We start from the raw sequence: 18036 nt of genomic DNA on the forward strand, positions 1-18036 counted from the left end.
ATGAAAAGAAAAATCTGTTATTCTGATTTGCCGCTTGTATCAAAAGATCCTTTAAAAAATGTCCATGACTTAATTGAATATGGAGCTGATAAAGTTGAACTATTAATGGATGGCGAAAAATGGGATGACATGGAAAAATCATTCAAAAAATTGTCTTCCAAACTAAAAGAATTGCCCATCGGCTACACCATTCATCCGCCAGCATGGGATATTAACTTAACAAGTGAAAATAAAGCGATTCGGGAAGCTTCATTTTTTGAATACAAAAAAGCGATTGAATTTGCCGGCATGATTCAGGCTTCGCATGTTGTGATCCATCCTGGGTTCTGTTTTTCTCCGGTTTTTGACAAACGTTTAGCAAAGCAGCGAGCTGAAGATTATATCCATCAATTATGTGAATTTGCTAAACCTTTGAACGTCAAGCTGGCAATCGAAAACGTCGGATACAACGGCAGTTCGATTTTTACGCAAGATGAGTTTACGAGCTTTTTGGATAATATTGATGAAACGGCAGGATACTTACTTGACATTGGCCACGCAAATTTAAACGGTTGGGATATTCCGCAAATAATGAAACAGACAAAGGATCGGCTGATTGCCCTCCATGTTCATGATAATAACGGAACAGGAGACGATCACTTGCCAATCGGTGAAGGAACCGTCCCATGGCAAGAAATCTTTAAAACGATTCATGAACAATCAATCGATTGTCAGCTCATCCTGGAATATGCACCCGGAACACCATTAGAAAAGTTACGCGAAGGCAAAGAAATTCTTCTAAAAGAACTTTCAACAGAATAAAGGTGGAGTATTGTATTGTTACACATTGACGATTTTGATGCATATTGTTTTGATTTAGATGGAACTATATATATTGGCAATAAACTTTTGCCCGGTGTAAAAGAAACGATCGACCGATTAAGGAGCCATAACAAAAAAATTCTTTTTATCACAAATACATCGACACAAACAAGAGAAGAATGCAGAGAGCGGCTTCATCATTTAGGAATTCAAGCGAAACTGGACGAAATCATGACAGCTTCTTATTTGTCAGCTGTATATTTTTTAGAGAAATCTCCGGACTCTCTAGTCTATATTGTAGGCGAAAAAGCGATTTCGGAAGAATTCCATAAATTTTCCCTAAAAATGACCGACAATCCTATGGACGCGACCCACGTACTTGTCGGGCTTGATCGCAGCTTTACTTACGAAAAACTCAATTTGGCAATGAACGCGGTTCGTAATGGAGCCAAATTAATTGCAGTCAATCCGGATTCGCTTTGTCCAGTTCCTGAAGGGTATATTTCAGATACACTGGCAATAGCGAAAGCAATAGAAGCTGCATCAGGACGGCCGATCGATCAGGTGATCGGGAAGCCTTCCTCTTTTTACGGCAAAAAAATTCTTGAAAAATTAAACATAAACAGCAACAGGTGCTTAATCATTGGCGATCGCTTAGAAACCGATATTTTGCTTGGAAAAACAAATAATTGCCGCACATGCCTTGTATTAACAGGAGCCTCTAGAAAAGAAGATATTGAAAAAAACAAAATTTACCCGAATTATATTGCACAAAATTTACAGTATTTGTTTTTCATGAAATAAATCGATGCTTTCATACATACTGATTTTTAGGTAAAAAGTTCAAACCCAGGTGGACGTGATTCATCCTCAAAGCTGTCACGCTCCACCTGTTTTTTATACACACAATCAGCCATTAAATTTTTTGACAACAACATCATTGAAAATACTCATCCAAAGCGACAATCATCGCCCCCATCCGCTCCAGCTCTGGAGCCACGATGCGCTGCACCCCATATTCCTTCAATTCTCCAGCAGTTACTTTGCCGACGGCTGCTGCCACAACATTTTGTTGAAATGCCTCTATAAGGTCAGATGTTGCTCCTTTTTTTTCAGCCAATTTAAAAAGCACTCTTACTTGCGGGGCAGCTGTAAACGCAACAGCATTCAGCTTATTCTCGATAATTTCATCCAGCAGCTGCTCAACGGTCTCAGGATTAGGTACAATGGAGCGGTATGGCAAAATTTCATGCAAAATCGCTCCGTGCTTTTCAAACCATTCTGAAAGCTTTGGCACCGGTTCTCCATGCAATTGTAAAAAAACATGCTTGTCTTTAAAAGAAAATCCTTCAATAGCCCGAAGCAGCCCGTCATTCGTTCCGTCATCATCGGCAGCATCCGGCTGAATGCCGATTTGTTTAAGAGCCGCTTTCGTTTTATAGCCGCGGGCAGCTATTTTTGCTTCCTTTAAAACGTTTATAAATGAATCCAAAATGCCGATCTTTTCTGCCGCTTCCAACAGAGCGTTCGTCCCTATTCCTGTCGTAAACACAGCCCAGTCAGTCCCTTTTTCAACAATGCTTCGAAGATCAGCCTCCAAATCCGAAGGAGAGCATTTTATTGTTTCTTGAATAGCTCGAATAACAGGCTCCCCTCCTTTTTTACGAATTAACGTGGAAATTTCCTCGCTCTTTCGAGAGCCTGTGATGGCGATCCGCTTCCCATGTAAATTTCCCATGCCTTTCTTCCCCCTTTTTCTCTATCATACTATAAATACTCCGTTCATCCCTTATTTTCAAATGAAAAAGTTTGAGTCAAGTATTTGTGGGCAACTTTTTTATGGAAGTAGAGTTAGAGCCGTTATGGAATTTCAATGTTTTTGTATGTTAGCGGTAGACGGGATTATAGGAAAAGCACACCTGGCTTTCTGCATTAATAAGTGCCGGTGTTGTTTTTGGCTAACTTTATCTGCAAAAAGGATCACCATTTTCTATGTTCATCTATTATTCTATTTACCAGAAATATTTTACTAAATTACCAAATTTAAGTTGAAAAAAGTTAAGTTTAATATATAATGAAAATGAAAAGGAATTTTTTCCTAATACTTTATTAACAGAGGAGGAGAATTCTTAATAAAGGGAAATTAGAAAAGTATTGAGTACAGTCTTGTCCTTATGCATGTTATCGGTAATTTTGCCAGCTGTATCTCATGCAAATTCTACTTCTTCTGAGGACATAGTCCAACAACAGTTAGAAACTTTTGAAAGAGTGGAGAAAGAGATCGAATCTGACCCAGAACTAGTTCAACCTGATAAAAATTCATCATCTTATAATTTTAAAGCTAATAATTTTCAAGCGTTAGCAGCACCATCATATCCAAAAAGAAAAGGAGTTATATTAGTAACTAAAGATGGAAAATTTGGTTCTCTAGTAGGGCATGCAGGAATCATATACTCAGAAACATCAACAGTTGAATCTTTCCCAAAAGAAGGAGTGAAAACATTCAAAAATAATTGGAATACAAAATATAAAACTGTTTATGCGGTAACGACAAAGGGAACAACTGTCGCTCAAGATGCAAAAGCTGCAGACAGAGCGTATTCACACAAAGGAAAACCTTATAATTGGGAATTTACGAATATCAACACTACAAAAAAATTTTATTGTTCGCAATTAGTATATGAAGCATATAAGTATACTACAAGTTTAAACTTAAATCATGGCGGAGGAATCGTATTTCCAATTGATTTAGTTAACTCTTCTCACACGTATATCATTTATACTAAAGGAGTTTAACAAATGAACCTTTTTAATACGATAACAAACAGATACAAAATGATCTTTATCTGTTTGTTATCCTCCATGATCTTTTTACAAGGATGCTTCTCAACGGAAACAAAAAACATCGAAGATTACAAATATGCAGTGATTTATACAGATATGTTTGAGAAAGCAGTTATACACCTGTACAATGAAAAAGGAAAGTTTCTTTCAAAACATAAAACGAAATACAGAGGAATGCCTCTTGGAGCTTTTATGGAAAGACCTATTCATATGAATAATAAAGTATATTACGCTAATCCACAATCTAAATACAACACCAATGAATTTATATTAGAGTTAAATAAAAATAATTTGCAGATTAAAGAAATTCCTAACGAAGAAAAAATTGCTCCCACAGTTTGGACTGTTGATAAGGAGTTTGCTTACATGTCTGGGGGAGATCTCACTTCCTCTGATCTTGCCAAAACAAATATAGCAACAGGAAAACAGGTCGCATCCACTGAGCTCAAGGGGCAAGCCATTCATATGATTGAACATTCAGACAAATTATATGTATTAACCTTTATACACTCCAATCCAGATGATATTTACGGTATTATCAATGTAATCAATAAAAAAGATCTATCTTTAATTGAAACAATAAAAATAGACGATATGATGTATTCATCAGATATGGAGCTCGTTGACAACGATCTTTTCCTAGTAAAAACATCAGATGGAAAAGACAATCAGTCAAATGAATTAATAAAAATAAACTTGATGAACAAGAAAATTGAAAAGATTACCCTTCCGTTCAAATCTTTGAGTGATATGCATGTACACAAAGATCATATCTTTATCACACAAGGAGATATACAACGAGAACCCACGGAAAAGAAAATTGCGAAACTTCATTTAAATTCTTCTAAAATTGATGTATTTACTACAGAAATTGAAAACTATGTATCATATATTCATGAAGATCAATTTATTACATCAGACGGCACAAAGATACAAATTTATAATCTTGATAACTTCAAAAAAGAAAAAGAATTTAAGTTAAAAGGAGATGAGAGTCTATTCACTTCATTTTTCATCAATGATTAAAAGCCAATACTATGTAGAAAAGTATTGGCTTTTTGTAATGCCTTCTCACGGTGTCTAACTTGCGAGTCTCATAATCAAATGTTGACCTTGTCTATGACTTTCAGCATATGGATGTGTTTCTTGCGTCTGTTTCTTTTATGGAAAAGGTTAAGACGTTCATACTAATCAATTCGACATGTCGGTCATACCTCCCTGGGTAAGGGTGCAGTCTTTCCTTCCACCTGTCTGCTTCATTTACTCTGTACCATCTTCGACAGAAAGGACTTTGTTTCATCCAATGGCAACTAGCCTCATATGAAGTTCGTGTTTCGAGAGACACCCTAAGTTTGCTGCCCGCTTCCTTCAGATTCCACATCACCACGGACACTATTGCGTTAAGCTAACTGCTACTTTTGCCTTCGCAGCTCGAGACTTTCACCCTAGAGATTACACCCATGCCCGGGTGCATATGAAAAAAGAGAGCTGTTTTCAGCTCCCTTTTGAAAAATTATTGGATCGCATTATCCACTTCTTTCACCATTTCAGCAACCGAAATCAATCCGCCGCCGGATAAATACCAGTAGTTAGGATCTAAGTACACAATATTGCCGTTTTTGTAGGCATTTGTCTTTTTCACTAATTCATTTTCTACTGTTTGTTTTGCAGATGATTGGCCGCCTACAACAGCACCGCGGTCTACCACAAATAAGTAATCAGGATTTTTTTCAACGATATATTCAAATGAAATGCTTTGTCCGTGTGTAGAAACTTCAATGTTTTCATCTACAGCTTTAATTCCAAATTCATCATGGATGAGTCCAAATCTAGATTTCGGTCCATATGCGCTGACTTTCCCTTCATTGGCTAAAATAACTAATGCATTTTTTCCAGACGCTTCTGCTTTTTCTTTTAGCTTTTTAATCGATTCATCGATTGCTGCCAGTTCTTTTTCAGCTTCCTCTTCTTTACCGAAAATTTCTCCAAGTGTTTTCACATTTTCATGGAATGACTCTAAATATTTCGTTGTATCAACACCCATAAAGATGGTTGGTGCAATTTTCTCAAACTCTTCATAAACCTCTGATTGTCTTCCGGAAATAATGATCAAATCAGGCTCAATCGAACTGATTTTTTCAAAATCCGGTTCTTTTAAACCGCCGACATTTTCATATTTATCGTCACTGTATTTGTCTTTTAAATAGGATGGAAGGTTATCCTTCGGTACACCTGCCACTTCAACGCCAAGCTTATCCAATGTGTCAAGAGCACCAAAATCAAAAACGACGACTTTTTCTGGATTTTTCTTCACTTTTGTTTCGCCAAGCTGATGCTTAATCGTCAGTTCTTCTGACTCCTGTTTCGTGTCATTTTTTTCACCTTCGCCGCTAGTTGACCCGTTCGAGCCGCAAGCTGCAACAACAAAAACCATCAAAGAAGCAATGAGAAAAACTAAAAACTTTTTCATAAAAATTACCCCCTGTATATTTTTTTAATGATGTCGGCAATTCTTTAAACATCTCTCAATTGAATAAGAAAATCATTATCATTTCGAATTCTTTGTAAGGAAGAGCTGACAGCTCTTCCTTCTGCTGAGATGTTTATCAAAATGCCTCCATCCATACTACCCTTCTTAAGAAAAGTACACACATATTTTGCAATTGTTTATTTGCTGGATGTTTATATCCATATCATATACGTCTTTTAAGACAGAATGATCTATGACTTGATCAGTTGGCCCGACGTGTACGAGCTCTCCATCTTTCATTGCAACTACATAATCGGCATACACCGATGCAAAATTGATATCGTGCAGTACAATGACAATTGTTTTTCCAAGTTCATCGACAAGTTTTCTTAACATTTTCATAATTTGCACAGAGTGCTTCATATCTAAATTGTTCAATGGCTCATCAAGCAAAATATATTCGGTATCCTGCGCGATCACCATAGCGATAAAAGCCCGCTGCTTTTGGCCTCCGCTCAACTGATCAAGAAATTTATGTTCGATCTCTTCAAGCCCCATGTAACGGATCGCTTCATCCACATGCCTTTGATCTTCTTTTGTTAATCTTCCGCTTGAATACGGAAATCTGCCGAAAGAGACAAGTTCCCTGACTGTTAAGCGAAGATTAATGTGGTTTGATTGCTTTAAGATCGAAATTTTTTTCGCCAAATCGTTGCTTTTGCATGCGCCAATTTCTTTTCCGTCAATCAATATTTCTCCTTCATCTTTTTTTATTAATCGGCTGATCATTGATAGCAGTGTGCTTTTTCCAGCTCCGTTTGGGCCGATGAAGGCTGTGATTTTTTGTTTCGGAATTTTCAGCGAGACGCCTTTTACTACAAATTTGTTTCCGTACTGTTTTGAAACATTTTTTACTTCTACCATGATCGATTCTCCTTTAATAGAAGATAAATAAAATAAACCCCTCCAACAAAATTAATGACAACACTTAACGTAGTTGAAAATGTAAACACTCTTTCGACCAATAGCTGACCGCCAACCAACGCAATGATGGAAAAAAGAACGGTCCCGATCGTTAAAACACTATGTTTATATGTGTTTAAAAATTCCCTTGCCACGTTAATCACGAGAAGACCCAAAAACGTCATCGGACCGGTTAAAGCTGTCGAAATCGAAACGAAAACAGCCACAATGATTAAAAGCCTTTTGACAACATGATCGTAATCAATGCCGAGATTAATCGCATGCTCCCTTCCAAGTGCCAGCACATCTAAATATTTGGCATATTTCAGTGAATAAAGACCCGCCAGCAGCATAACGGCAATCGACAAGTACAGCAAATCCGTATTCACGTTATTGATGCTGGCAAACATTCTGTCCTGTACAATTAGAAATTCGTTAGGATCTATCAGCACTTGCATAAAAGAAGTCAAGCTGTTAAATAATGTTCCGAATATCAGTCCAATTAGAAGAAGAAAATAAATGTCTTGACCCTCGCCTCGAAGAAGGAATTTGTAAAAGATCAGTGCAAACAGCATCATAAAGAACAAGGAAAGCGCAAAGTTAATATTTTTATCGATCATCGCAACATGTGTTGAACCAAATAAAAAGACAAGCATGGTTTGCAAAAGCATATATAAAGAATCTAAACCTAAAATGCTCGGAGTTAAAATTCTGTTGTTTGTAATCGTTTGAAATACTAACGTTGAAAAACCGATTGCTACACTTGTAATAATAACCGCCAGCATCTTCACCGAACGGCGCGGCAATGCATAATCCCAATTTTTGCCGAGGTCGATGAACAAAAAGGTGATAATTAAAAGGACTGCGACCACTAGAAGAGATGTTATTTTCGCTCTATAACCCATATGCTTTTCTCCTCATAAGTAAGTAAACAAAAATGGCACTGCCGATGACACCGACGGTTAAGCTGATCGAGATTTCGTACGGATATATAATGATTCGCCCTAAAATATCGCAAAACATAACGAAAACAGCACCGAGCAAAGCGGTATGAATCAAATTCTTTTTCAAATGGTCTCCATTGTATATGGCGACAATATTCGGAACGACAAGACCTAGAAACGGAATGGTTCCAACCGTCAATACAACAGATGAAGTGATCAAAGCTACGATAACAAGTCCGATATTGACAACTTGTTTATAATTCAAGCCTAAATTTTTCGAAAATTCCTCTCCCATTCCAGCGACAGTGAATTGATTCGCATACAAGTATGCAATTAATACAAAAGGAATGCTGACGTACAATAATTCATATTGACCTTTTAAAATTAACGAAAAATCTCCTTCCAGCCATGAGGAAACATTTTGAATCAAATTATTTTTGTATGCAAAAAAAGTAGTGATAGATCCAATGATGTTGCCGAACATCAGCCCGACTAGAGGAACAAAAATAGTATCTTTATATTTAATTTTTTCTAATATTTTCATAAAGATAAATGTTCCTAAAAGTGCAAAAGCAAAAGCGACAATCATTTTTTGAATCGGACTAGCGTCTGCAAAAACCATGATCGCAACTAAAATCCCCAATCTGGCGGAATCCATTGTTCCTGCCGTAGTTGGGGAAACGAACTTGTTTCTGCTCAGCTGCTGCATAATAAGACCGGCAATGCTTATACTCGTTCCTGCAATAATAATGCTAATAACGCGCGGAATTCTGCTGATGATCAAAATTTGTATTTGTTCATCTGTCAAATTGAATATATCAGTTGGTTTAATATCGTTTACTCCGATAAAAATCGATGCAATTGAAAGGATAATGAGAGCAATGATCAAATATCGTTTTTTCATTTTTTAACTCTTTCCGTAATAAATTAATAATGAGATTCGTTATCAATTATAATAAGAATAAGACTCATTTTCAATAAATTAAGAAAAAATGTCTGAATTTGTCCACAATTTGATGGATGAAGAAGATTAAACCTCTCTTGCAAACATCTATTTTTTACCATAAGTTTCATTGAATGCTAGCTTCCTTGTAGTAAAATCCTCTTATCAAATATTTTCTCCCTCCAAAATTTTACTTACAGAAAATGTTTAAATATTTGATGAACTTGCATAATTATAAATTGTTTGGTTTTTTTATTGACAAAATAATGTTCATACCGATAATATATATGAATAAATATTTTGTTTTATTTATAATTATTCATTCGATTAAATGAGGGAGTATACATGCACATTCGAAGAGCGACTATGAGCGATACAGATGCCATCTATCAATTAATTAAACATTATGCATTGGAAGGAAAGCTGCTCAGCAGAACGTACGCATCTATTTATGAGAATTTACAAAATTTTTATGTTGCAGATGAAGGCGGAGCAGTGGCTGGCGTTGCCAGCTTGCATATTTTAGACAAAGATTTGGCTGAAATCCGCTCGCTGGCCGTTGACCCTGACCATACCGGCAAAGGCATCGGAAAAGAGCTCGTAAAACAAATCATTTATGAAACAAACAGGTTGGAAATTGAAAATTTGATTGCCTTAACGTATCAAATCGAGTTTTTTACCAAATTAGGATTCGATATCGTTGACAAGCAATCTCTCCCGCAAAAAATGTGGAAGGATTGCATCAATTGTCCGAAACTTCCATCGTGTGACGAAACAGCTATGTTAAAAAAAGTATGGCAGACAGAACTAGCGAAACAATAAAAATAATTCATCACACTTTTTTATTGCCCGCCTCAAAGAAGCCGCACCGTCGCAGTTTTCAATAGTAAATAACTCAACTTTCGCAGTGAAAAATTTATGAATAATCCTTGATTCGATAGGTTTCTTTGGGTATCTCATATTCACTTGACACTGAAAAAATTCGTCTAAAAAACAAGAAGACACCTCTTTCTTTTGGTAAACGATTGGTGACCAAACCAAAAACCAAAGAAAGAAAAGTGTCACCATTATGATAACGAAAAAAGAGTATTTTGCGCAATTACTAAAAGAAATAAAAGACGGATTTTCTGAATGACAAATTGGTAATCATTTAAGAAAAGCAGGAATTATCAAGGCTTGTGGTTATTCTTGTTTATCGATTTTTCAACTATTATTTCTTCTTGTTTTTCAATACAGAAACTGGTACCACTCCTTACAAAGCAAAAAGGCTGCCGATTTACCAGGAAAAGATACCATTTATCGTTTTTTGAACTCGTCTACGTATAACTGGTGAACCTTTTTACTATCTCTGAGCTCCGAAGTGATTCGTCGTGTGAAACAAACGATTTCGAAGCGCCGTGTTACCGTGTTTATTGTAGACGATTCGATTTATTCTCGTAACCGTAGTAAATCGGTTGAGCTTCTAGCTAAAGTATTCGATCATTCCACTCGTCAGTTTGTCAATGGTTTTCAACGATTAACGCTCGGATGGTCCGATGGCTTTACATTTGTACCTATCGATTTCGCTCTTTTGAGTTCAGCGAACCAAAAGAATCGCTTGAACGAAATCCATTCGTCCATTGATAAACGAACCACAGGCTACAAACGACGGCTCGAGGCATTGGAAGCAAAACCAAACATGGTGTTGACATTAGTAGAACATGCATTGGATAAAGGGATTTTCGCTGATTATGTGCTCATGGATACATGGTTTACTCATGCCCCGTTGGTGGAGATTCACTCCAAAGGCCTTTTTGTCATTGGCATGGTCAAACAGCTGAAACAACGGTATCTTTTTAACGGAGAACGTTTAACCTTGGAACAACTGTATCGAAAAGCGAAACGAGACATTGGCAAAAAAGAAACACTCGGCTCGATTCACGCAACCCTTCATACGGGTTTACCAGTGAAAATCGTGTTTGTGCGGAATCGAAACAACCAAAGTGAATGGCTGGCCATTTTGAGTACAGATACTACTCTGTCTAATGAAGAAATCGTTCGAATCTATGGGATGCGTTGGGACATCGAAACCTTTTTTAAATTCAGTAAATCGTTTTTACATTTAGCCAAAGAGTTTCAAGGTCGTTCCTATGACATGATGATTAGCCATACTGCCATTGTCTTCACTCGGTATATCTTGATTGCTTGGCAACTTCGAAAAGAAGAGGATCCGACGACCATGGGCAACTTATTCTTGTTTCTATGTGACGAAGTAAAGGAGATGGACTTTAAAACGGCTTTACTACAATTGATTTCTCTTTTCCAAACTTTGGCTGAAGCTAAGGTTTATTTGAGTATGGACATTTTTCAGTGTCAACTGTCCAATTGGATTACTTCTTTACCTCGTTATATCAAGGACTGTCTGCATATTTCTGTGTGCGAAAGTTGAGTAAATAAAATGAAAGGAGCTATCCCAGAAAGTCAAATCCCTATCGTAAACAAAAAATTATAAACGTCGATATATCAACGTTTATAAAACATTAAAGGGGGCGTCAATAAGCCGTAAAAACGACTTATTAGACACCCCTTCACATCCATAAACCATTTACAGCACAAATTGTCGAATAGCATAGGCGACACCGTGTTCATCGTTTGTCCTCGTCACGATATCGCACATTTCTTTCACCTCAGGCTCGGCATTCCCCATTGCAACGGAAAGCCCTGCAGCTTCCAGCATTGGAACGTCATTGAAATTATCACCAATCGCAATCGTTTGTTCCAATGGGATATTGTAGTGCTTGGCAACAGCTTTTAATCCATATCCTTTATTTCCCTTTTCATCCATTATTTCAACGTTGTAGTCACCTGATGTCGTAACCGCAATCCCAGCAATGTTTTCTAATTGTTCCATAATTTCTTTTCTAGTATGTTGATTAAATTGCAAAATAAAAAACTTTTGGACCGATAAATCACCGCGGTTTATAACATCTTGTATATGACGAAAGTATCGATTATTGTCGGTCCTTTTTGGCTGCTCGATAAACTGTTTGTACTCAGATTCAAGCAAACATTTTGCCAGCTCCGGATTCGACTGCAGAGCAGAGCGAACTTTGGCGCTCCAGTCTTCCGGCATCCAAATACCATCATTTGTATAAAGTTTATACGGCACACCATAACTCTCCAAAATTTCGGCTGCTTCCAACATGTTTTGTTTGTTCATTGAAATGTATTTCGGCTTTTCTCCTTCGATTACGACAACTGTTCCATTGCTTGCTGCAAATGGACATGCAAAATCATATTCGTCCAGCAGTTCACGAATACTCTCAGGCGCCCTGCCGGAGCAAATCATGATGATGTTTCCCTCATTTTGTGCTTCCCGAATAGCTGTAAGATTTTCTTCTGATATGGATAAATTTGAAGATAGCAATGTCCCGTCTAAATCAATAGCTACTAATTTCATACTGTTTCCCCTTTTAACAAAGTAAAGTGATTATATTCATTATATATGATCCTTTATTTCTGACAACATGTCTTTCGTTTTTAATTGCGGTTTTAGCTGGTTTGTGACTAAATCAAAATAAAACCCCTCTTTTTCCAGCAATTCATCATGAGATCCTTTTTCCACAATGCGACCATCCTGGATAACAAATATTTGATCTGCTTTTTTAATCGTATTCAGCCGATGAGCGATCACAAAGCTTGTTCTCCCCTTCATCAGCCTCTCCAGCGCTTCTTGAATCTTTAATTCTGTTACAGTGTCAATGCTGCTTGTCGCTTCATCCAGCAATAAAATGGACGGATTTTTTAAAATCGCCCTCGCAATTGAAAGAAGTTGTTTTTGACCTTGACTGATGCTCGTTCCACCTTCGTTAATGATTGTATCATATTGATCAGGCAGGTTTTTAATAAATGAATGAGCATTTGCTAGCTTTGCCGCTTCCTCCACTTCCTCATCTGTTGCATCCAATCTTCCGTATCGGATATTTTCACGAATTGTCGTGTGAAACAAAAAAGGATCCTGCAATACAAACCCCATTGCTTGACGAAGTTCACTCCGTCTTAATTTGGAAATATCCTTTCCATCTATCAAAATTCTCCCTTCTTTTACTTCATAAAAGCGTGCCAGTAAATTGATGATCGTTGTTTTTCCGGCGCCGGTGGCACCGACAAGGGCAACTGTTTCTCCCGGAGAAACATGAAAGCTAATATTTTTTATCGTTTGGCTCTCTTCCCCGTATGAAAAAGATACTCGATCAAACACAATGTCCCCTTTTATATTTGCGGATTGTACATATTCTCCAAAATCAGCTTCCTCTGCCTGCTCATCGAGCAAATCAAATACCCGCTCTGCACCAGCAACCGCAGATAATAATGTATTAAATTGATTGGCAAGATCATTTAAAGGCCGTGTAAACTGCCTGGCGTACTCCGCAAAAACAACAATCGTTCCGATGGTTATCCACCCTTTTAGAGCAAAGATTCCACCGAACCCTGCAATCAATGTAAAACTTAAATTGTTTAATACGTGCATAAGCTTTGGGATAAAACCGGAAATCGTCTGAGCCCAAAATGAAGATCTCCGCAGCCTTTCATTTTTTTCTAAAAACTCATGCATAACCCGGTTCTCTTGTGAAAAGGTTTTGACAATTCGCTGACCAGTGATGGTTTCTTCAATGTATCCATTCAGTTCTCCTAAACTTCGCTGCTGCTCTTTAAACAATTGTCCAGTCCGCCGGGTAATCCATTTCATACCTACAACCAATAAAGGAACAACTATTAAGGTGATGATTGTCAAAAAAGGGCTCATCCATAACATAACAGAAACAACACCAATTAATGTAAGAACACTGGATGAGATTTGAATCACTGAGCTGTTTAATGTCGAGCTGACGTTTTCAACATCATTGGTCATTCGGCTCATCAGCTCTCCCGTTTTTTTCTGATCAAAAAAAGAAATGGGAAGAAGATGAAACTGGCGAAATAGATCGGATCTTATTTTATACACAGTATTTTGCGACACTTTGATCATCCATATGTTTTGCAGCCAAATGGAAAGGGAATGCAATGCATAGATCAAAACAAGAACGACGAAAAAAAAGAAAAAGTGATTTCCGCTTTTTTCTACAATATAAATGTCGATCCCTTTCCCTACTAAAAAAGGCCCAAGGATTGTTAAAACTGTGCTAATAAAAACCATGAGCAAAACGAAAAAAAACAAAACCTTTTGATCTGACATATATCCCCAAATTCTTTTTAATGTTCCTTTCCAGTCTTTAACTTTTGAAGAGCTTTTCTTCACTTTTGACTCATTTGTCAGCTTTAGTTTTTCATATCGGAAAGGTTCAATAAGACTTTTGAGCATGACGGATGCCATCCTTTCCATATTGTGATTCATAGATTTTTTGGTAAAGTGGAACGCTGCGTATTAATTCATCATGCCTTCCTTTCGCAAGCACCTTTCCGTTTTCTAGTAGCAAAATTTGATCAGCCGCCATCGCTGTTGCAATTTTTTGCGTAATGATCAAGGTCGTACATGGATATTTCATCAATGCTTGAAGCAGTTTTCTTTCCGTCTTTAAGTCTAAAGCACTCGTGCTGTCATCAAGCAGCAATATTTTTGGCTTTCGGACAAGCGCTCTGGCAATCGAAATTCGCTGCTTTTGCCCTCCGGAAAGATTCACGCCTTTTTGGCTGATAAGGGTATCATATCCATGAGGTAGCTTTAAAATCGTATCATGTATTTGGGCATCCTTTGCAGCAGCAATGATTTCTTCCATAGTAGCATCTTCTTTTCCCCATAAAATATTATCTTTTACCGTTCCAGTGAATAACAGCGATTCTTGCGGAACCATCCCAATTGACCTTCTTAAATGCTCAAGCTTGATCGTACGTATATCGAAACCGTCAATATAAACGGCTCCTTTTTCTAAGTCGTATAATCGCGGAATTAAATTAAGAAGAGTCGATTTGCCGGAGCCGGTAGCCCCCATCACCGCCATAGTTTCTCCAGCATTTACCGTAAACGATACATCATCAAGCACCTTAACGGCTGAATCCGGGTATGCAAAGGACACCGATCGAAATTCAATTTTTCCCTCTTTTATTTGATGACTTGATTCGGCAAGCTCATCAGTCAATTTTACTTCTGTTTGAAGCACCTCCGAAATCCTTAAGCTGGAGGCTTTTGCCCTGGAAAAACCAGAGACAATAAAAGACAGCATAGATAAAACAGAAATGATCCTCGTTGAATAATTGACGATCGCAACGACTTCACCTACTTTTGCCTCACTTGGTCCAGCATGAGCCGCCCATAAAATAATTAAAATGCTTACATTCATTACAAAAAGCAAGACAGGCTGCATGATTTCCATAAAGCGGAGCACGAAAATTGTTTGGTCTTTTAAATCTTTGTTCGCCTCCTGAAAGCGATTAACTTCATAGTCATTTCGCAAAAAAGCTTTGATTAAGCGCATATTCGTCAAGTTTTCCTGTATGACTTTATTCACCGTATCCAGCTTTTCTTGCACGATTCGAAACATCGATCCTGCTCTTTTCATCACCCATAAAAGAAAAAAGATAAGGCACGGAAGAATGACGATGAGAATGAAGGATAATGTAAAATTTACTGCTAGAGCCATAACCGCGCCGCCGACCACCAACAATGGAGCACGCAGCATAATCCGAAGTCCCATAAAAATTGTGTTTTGCACTTGGGAGACATCATTTGTCATCCTTGTAATGAAAGATGAATTGGAAAATTGATTATAGTTCGCAAAAGAAAAGGTTTGAATTTTCCCAAAAAGAACTTTTCTAATATCAAATCCAAAGCTCTGGCTGACATGCGCCGCAAAAAATGAATTAATGATGCCTGCTGCAAAGGCAAGAGCCGATACACCAACCATCACCAGCCCCCAATGGACGACAGCTGATAAATCCCTTTTCAAAATTCCATCATCTACAATTTTTGCCATAAACAAAGGCTGGACAAGCTCCACTGTCAGCTCGGTTAACATGAGAGCAAGAGCAATAACAACCGCCAAGCGGTACGGTTTTAAGAAAGACGCCACTTCTTTCATAAGCATAGCCTCCAAAAAGTATGAACGAAACTATTTATATTTTCCATCATACAACTTTATAAAAAATTTTTTAACTATTTTTACTTTTCCCTATTAAAGAAGGCAATTATATGTTTTTATGGGACGTGTGGTAATTCCAACTATTGTTTGCAAGCTGACGCATTCACAAGCAAGCAGGTTGTAATTCCAAATATTTTTTCGAAAGTGACAAAAATTAAGACGACCCCGAAAAGTTCGTTTGAACCTTCCGAGATCGTCCAGCTATGAAATATTTATTAACCTTTTTTTACTTCTTCAGGCACTTGCAAACCAAGACCTTCTGCAACGCGGGTGCCATATTCAGGATCTGCTTTGTAGAAGTGGCCGATTTGGCGGAGTTTTATTTCCTCCAGCTTAACTGGCTTCATTGAATTTACAATATTTTCAATAAGGCGTGCTCTTTCATCTTCACTCATGAGACGGTATAAGTCGCCCGCTTGAGTATAATGGTCATCATGGTCATAAGGAACGTTTTCCGCAACACCTGATACTGGGTATGATGCTTGTTTTGCTTCAGGTGTTTCTTTTGGACCGCCAAAGCTGTTTGGTTCATAATATACAGAGCCTCCGCCATTTGAGTCAAAGCGCATAAATCCATCGCGTTGATAGTTGTTCACTTCAACCCGCGGACGGTTGATTGGAAGTGAGTTATAGTTTGCCCCGATGCGGTAGCGATGTGCATCATGATATGCAAAGAGACGACCTTGCAGCATTTTGTCCGGCGATACATCGACTCCTGGAACTAGGTTTCCCGGTGAGAATGCAGCTTGCTCAACTTCTGCAAAATAGTTTTCAGGGTTTTTATTTAATACTAATTTTCCTACTTCAATTAATGGATAATCTTTGTGAGACCATACTTTTGTCACGTCAAATGGATCCCATCTGTATGTGTTGGCATCTTCAAGCGGCATGATTTGCACATAAAGCGTCCAAGAAGGATAGTCTCCGTTTTCAATCGCATTGAATAAATCCTCTGTATGATAATCCGGATTTTCTCCGGCAATTTTTACAGCTGTTTTCGTATCAAGGTTTTTTATACCTTGGTCAGTTTTGAAATGATATTTGATCCAGACGCTTTCCCCGTCTTCGTTTGTCCATTTAAATGTATGGCTTCCATAACCATTCATATGACGATATGTTGCCGGAATTCCGCGATCTCCCATCAAATAAGTTACTTGGTGCAATGATTCAGGCGATAGAGACCAAAAATCCCATACGGCAGTAGGATTTTTCAAATGTGTTTTTGGATCGCGTTTTTGTGTGTGGATAAAATCAGGGAATTTAATCGCATCGCGAATGAAGAAAATCGGCGTGTTGTTTCCTACGATGTCATAGTTTCCTTCTTCTGTGTAAAACTTAACGGCAAAACCGCGCGGATCGCGGACCGTATCAGCGGAGCCAAGCTCACCTGCAACAGTTGAGAACCTTACAAATACTGGTGTTCGCTTGCCTACTCCGTTGAAGACTTTCGCTTTCGTATATTTTGACATATCATTTGTCACTTCAAAGTATCCGTGAGCACCGGCACCTTTTGCGTGAACAACTCGTTCAGGAACTCTTTCTCTATTAAAATGGGCTAGTTTTTCCAGAAGATGTACGTCTTGAATTAATGTCGGACCTCGATGGCCTGCTGTCATCGAATTTTGATTGTCCCCTACAGGAGCACCCCAGCTCGTCGTAAGCTTTTTATTCTCTCCCATTTACCGATCACCTCATAATTTAAAATAATATTTCTCTAATCATTACAACTATATGATAACATATTTTAATTAAAAATCAATAGTAAATTATAATAATTTTAATAAAGGGGTTTGAAACCGTTGATCCATCAATCAATGAACCTCGTTTATTATCAATTAGCCACTATTTTTTTCATGTTGTTCTGTTTATTTTCTTTGACAAGTTGTTTAAAAAATTGGCAGAAAAAAACGGCTGAGCAAATATAGCTCAGCCGCTACAAATTGAGAGGTTCTTATG

Annotated in this window: 14 protein-coding genes and 1 pseudogene; 6 read left to right on the plus strand and 9 right to left on the minus strand. The window is 37.7% G+C overall.

Going from position 1 to position 18036, the window contains the following annotated elements; translation table 11 throughout:
• Both NST97_RS10325 and NST97_RS10330 read left to right on the plus strand, forming a co-directional pair.
• Entirely contained in the window at positions 1–801 is an 801-nt protein-coding gene (locus NST97_RS10325) for a sugar phosphate isomerase/epimerase family protein (RefSeq protein WP_341343195.1), read from the plus strand.
• 15 nt (positions 802–816) lie between these two features.
• Positions 817–1605, plus strand: coding sequence for an HAD-IIA family hydrolase (locus NST97_RS10330; protein ID WP_341343196.1), 789 nt, complete (start codon positions 817–819; stop codon positions 1603–1605).
• Positions 1606–1738: 133 nt separating this feature from the next.
• Here the strand turns inward: NST97_RS10330 and NST97_RS10335 are convergent, their stop codons facing one another.
• Positions 1739–2539, minus strand: a complete 801-nt coding sequence (locus tag NST97_RS10335) for a uroporphyrinogen-III synthase (protein ID WP_327855843.1) — start codon at positions 2537–2539, stop codon at positions 1739–1741.
• 416 nt (positions 2540–2955) lie between these two features.
• Between NST97_RS10335 and NST97_RS10340 the strand changes: the two genes are divergently transcribed.
• Entirely contained in the window at positions 2956–3597 is a 642-nt protein-coding gene (locus tag NST97_RS10340; RefSeq protein WP_341343197.1) for a YiiX/YebB-like N1pC/P60 family cysteine hydrolase, read from the plus strand.
• Between the two features lie 3 nt (positions 3598–3600).
• Complete coding sequence (locus NST97_RS10345; RefSeq protein WP_341343198.1) at positions 3601–4671, plus strand: hypothetical protein; 1071 nt, start codon at positions 3601–3603, stop codon at positions 4669–4671.
• Positions 4672–5158: 487 nt separating this feature from the next.
• On the opposite strand, the gene NST97_RS10350 is transcribed toward NST97_RS10345, so the two are convergent.
• The 4 genes from NST97_RS10350 to NST97_RS10365 all read right to left on the minus strand — a co-directional run bounded on the left by NST97_RS10350 (position 5159) and on the right by NST97_RS10365 (position 8926).
• A complete protein-coding gene (locus NST97_RS10350) occupies positions 5159–6115 on the minus strand; it encodes a siderophore ABC transporter substrate-binding protein (protein WP_327863076.1) in 957 nt (318 codons plus the stop codon).
• Positions 6116–6280: 165 nt separating this feature from the next.
• Positions 6281–7039, minus strand: a complete 759-nt coding sequence (locus tag NST97_RS10355) for an iron ABC transporter ATP-binding protein (protein WP_094244445.1) — start codon at positions 7037–7039, stop codon at positions 6281–6283.
• On the minus strand, positions 7033–7983 hold the full coding sequence (locus NST97_RS10360; protein ID WP_066249998.1) for an iron chelate uptake ABC transporter family permease subunit: 951 nt from the start codon (positions 7981–7983) through the stop codon (positions 7033–7035). The genes NST97_RS10355 and NST97_RS10360 overlap by 7 nt, the downstream gene beginning before the upstream one ends.
• On the minus strand, positions 7973–8926 hold the full coding sequence (locus tag NST97_RS10365; protein WP_063386800.1) for an ABC transporter permease: 954 nt from the start codon (positions 8924–8926) through the stop codon (positions 7973–7975). The genes NST97_RS10360 and NST97_RS10365 overlap by 11 nt, the downstream gene beginning before the upstream one ends.
• Positions 8927–9310: 384 nt before the next feature.
• Between NST97_RS10365 and NST97_RS10370 the strand changes: the two genes are divergently transcribed.
• Positions 9311–9787 carry an N-acetyltransferase gene (locus NST97_RS10370; protein ID WP_063386801.1) on the plus strand — a complete coding sequence of 159 codons (477 nt, stop codon included), beginning with the start codon at positions 9311–9313 and terminating at the stop codon, positions 9785–9787.
• A gap of 247 nt (positions 9788–10034) precedes the next feature.
• Positions 10035–11393: pseudogene (locus tag NST97_RS10375) on the plus strand (IS4 family transposase).
• Between the two features lie 156 nt (positions 11394–11549).
• Here the strand turns inward: NST97_RS10375 and NST97_RS10380 are convergent.
• The 4 genes from NST97_RS10380 to katA form a co-directional block, all read right to left on the minus strand.
• Positions 11550–12404, minus strand: a complete 855-nt coding sequence (locus tag NST97_RS10380) for a Cof-type HAD-IIB family hydrolase (RefSeq protein WP_327873283.1) — start codon at positions 12402–12404, stop codon at positions 11550–11552.
• Between the two features lie 39 nt (positions 12405–12443).
• Positions 12444–14306 carry an ABC transporter ATP-binding protein gene (locus NST97_RS10385; protein ID WP_339197573.1) on the minus strand — a complete coding sequence of 621 codons (1863 nt, stop codon included), beginning with the start codon at positions 14304–14306 and terminating at the stop codon, positions 12444–12446.
• Positions 14287–16020, minus strand: a complete 1734-nt coding sequence (locus NST97_RS10390) for an ABC transporter ATP-binding protein (protein ID WP_341343199.1) — start codon at positions 16018–16020, stop codon at positions 14287–14289. Before NST97_RS10390 ends, NST97_RS10385 begins: the two co-directional genes overlap by 20 nt.
• A 275-nt stretch (positions 16021–16295) precedes the next feature.
• Positions 16296–17759 carry a catalase KatA gene (gene katA / locus NST97_RS10395; protein ID WP_117017086.1) on the minus strand — a complete coding sequence of 488 codons (1464 nt, stop codon included), beginning with the start codon at positions 17757–17759 and terminating at the stop codon, positions 16296–16298.
• Positions 17760–18036 lie beyond the last annotated feature (277 nt).

Origin of the sequence: Aeribacillus sp. FSL K6-1305 (genome assembly GCF_038050115.1) — a bacterium.
GTDB classification, from domain to species: domain Bacteria; phylum Bacillota; class Bacilli; order Bacillales; family Aeribacillaceae; genus Aeribacillus; species Aeribacillus composti.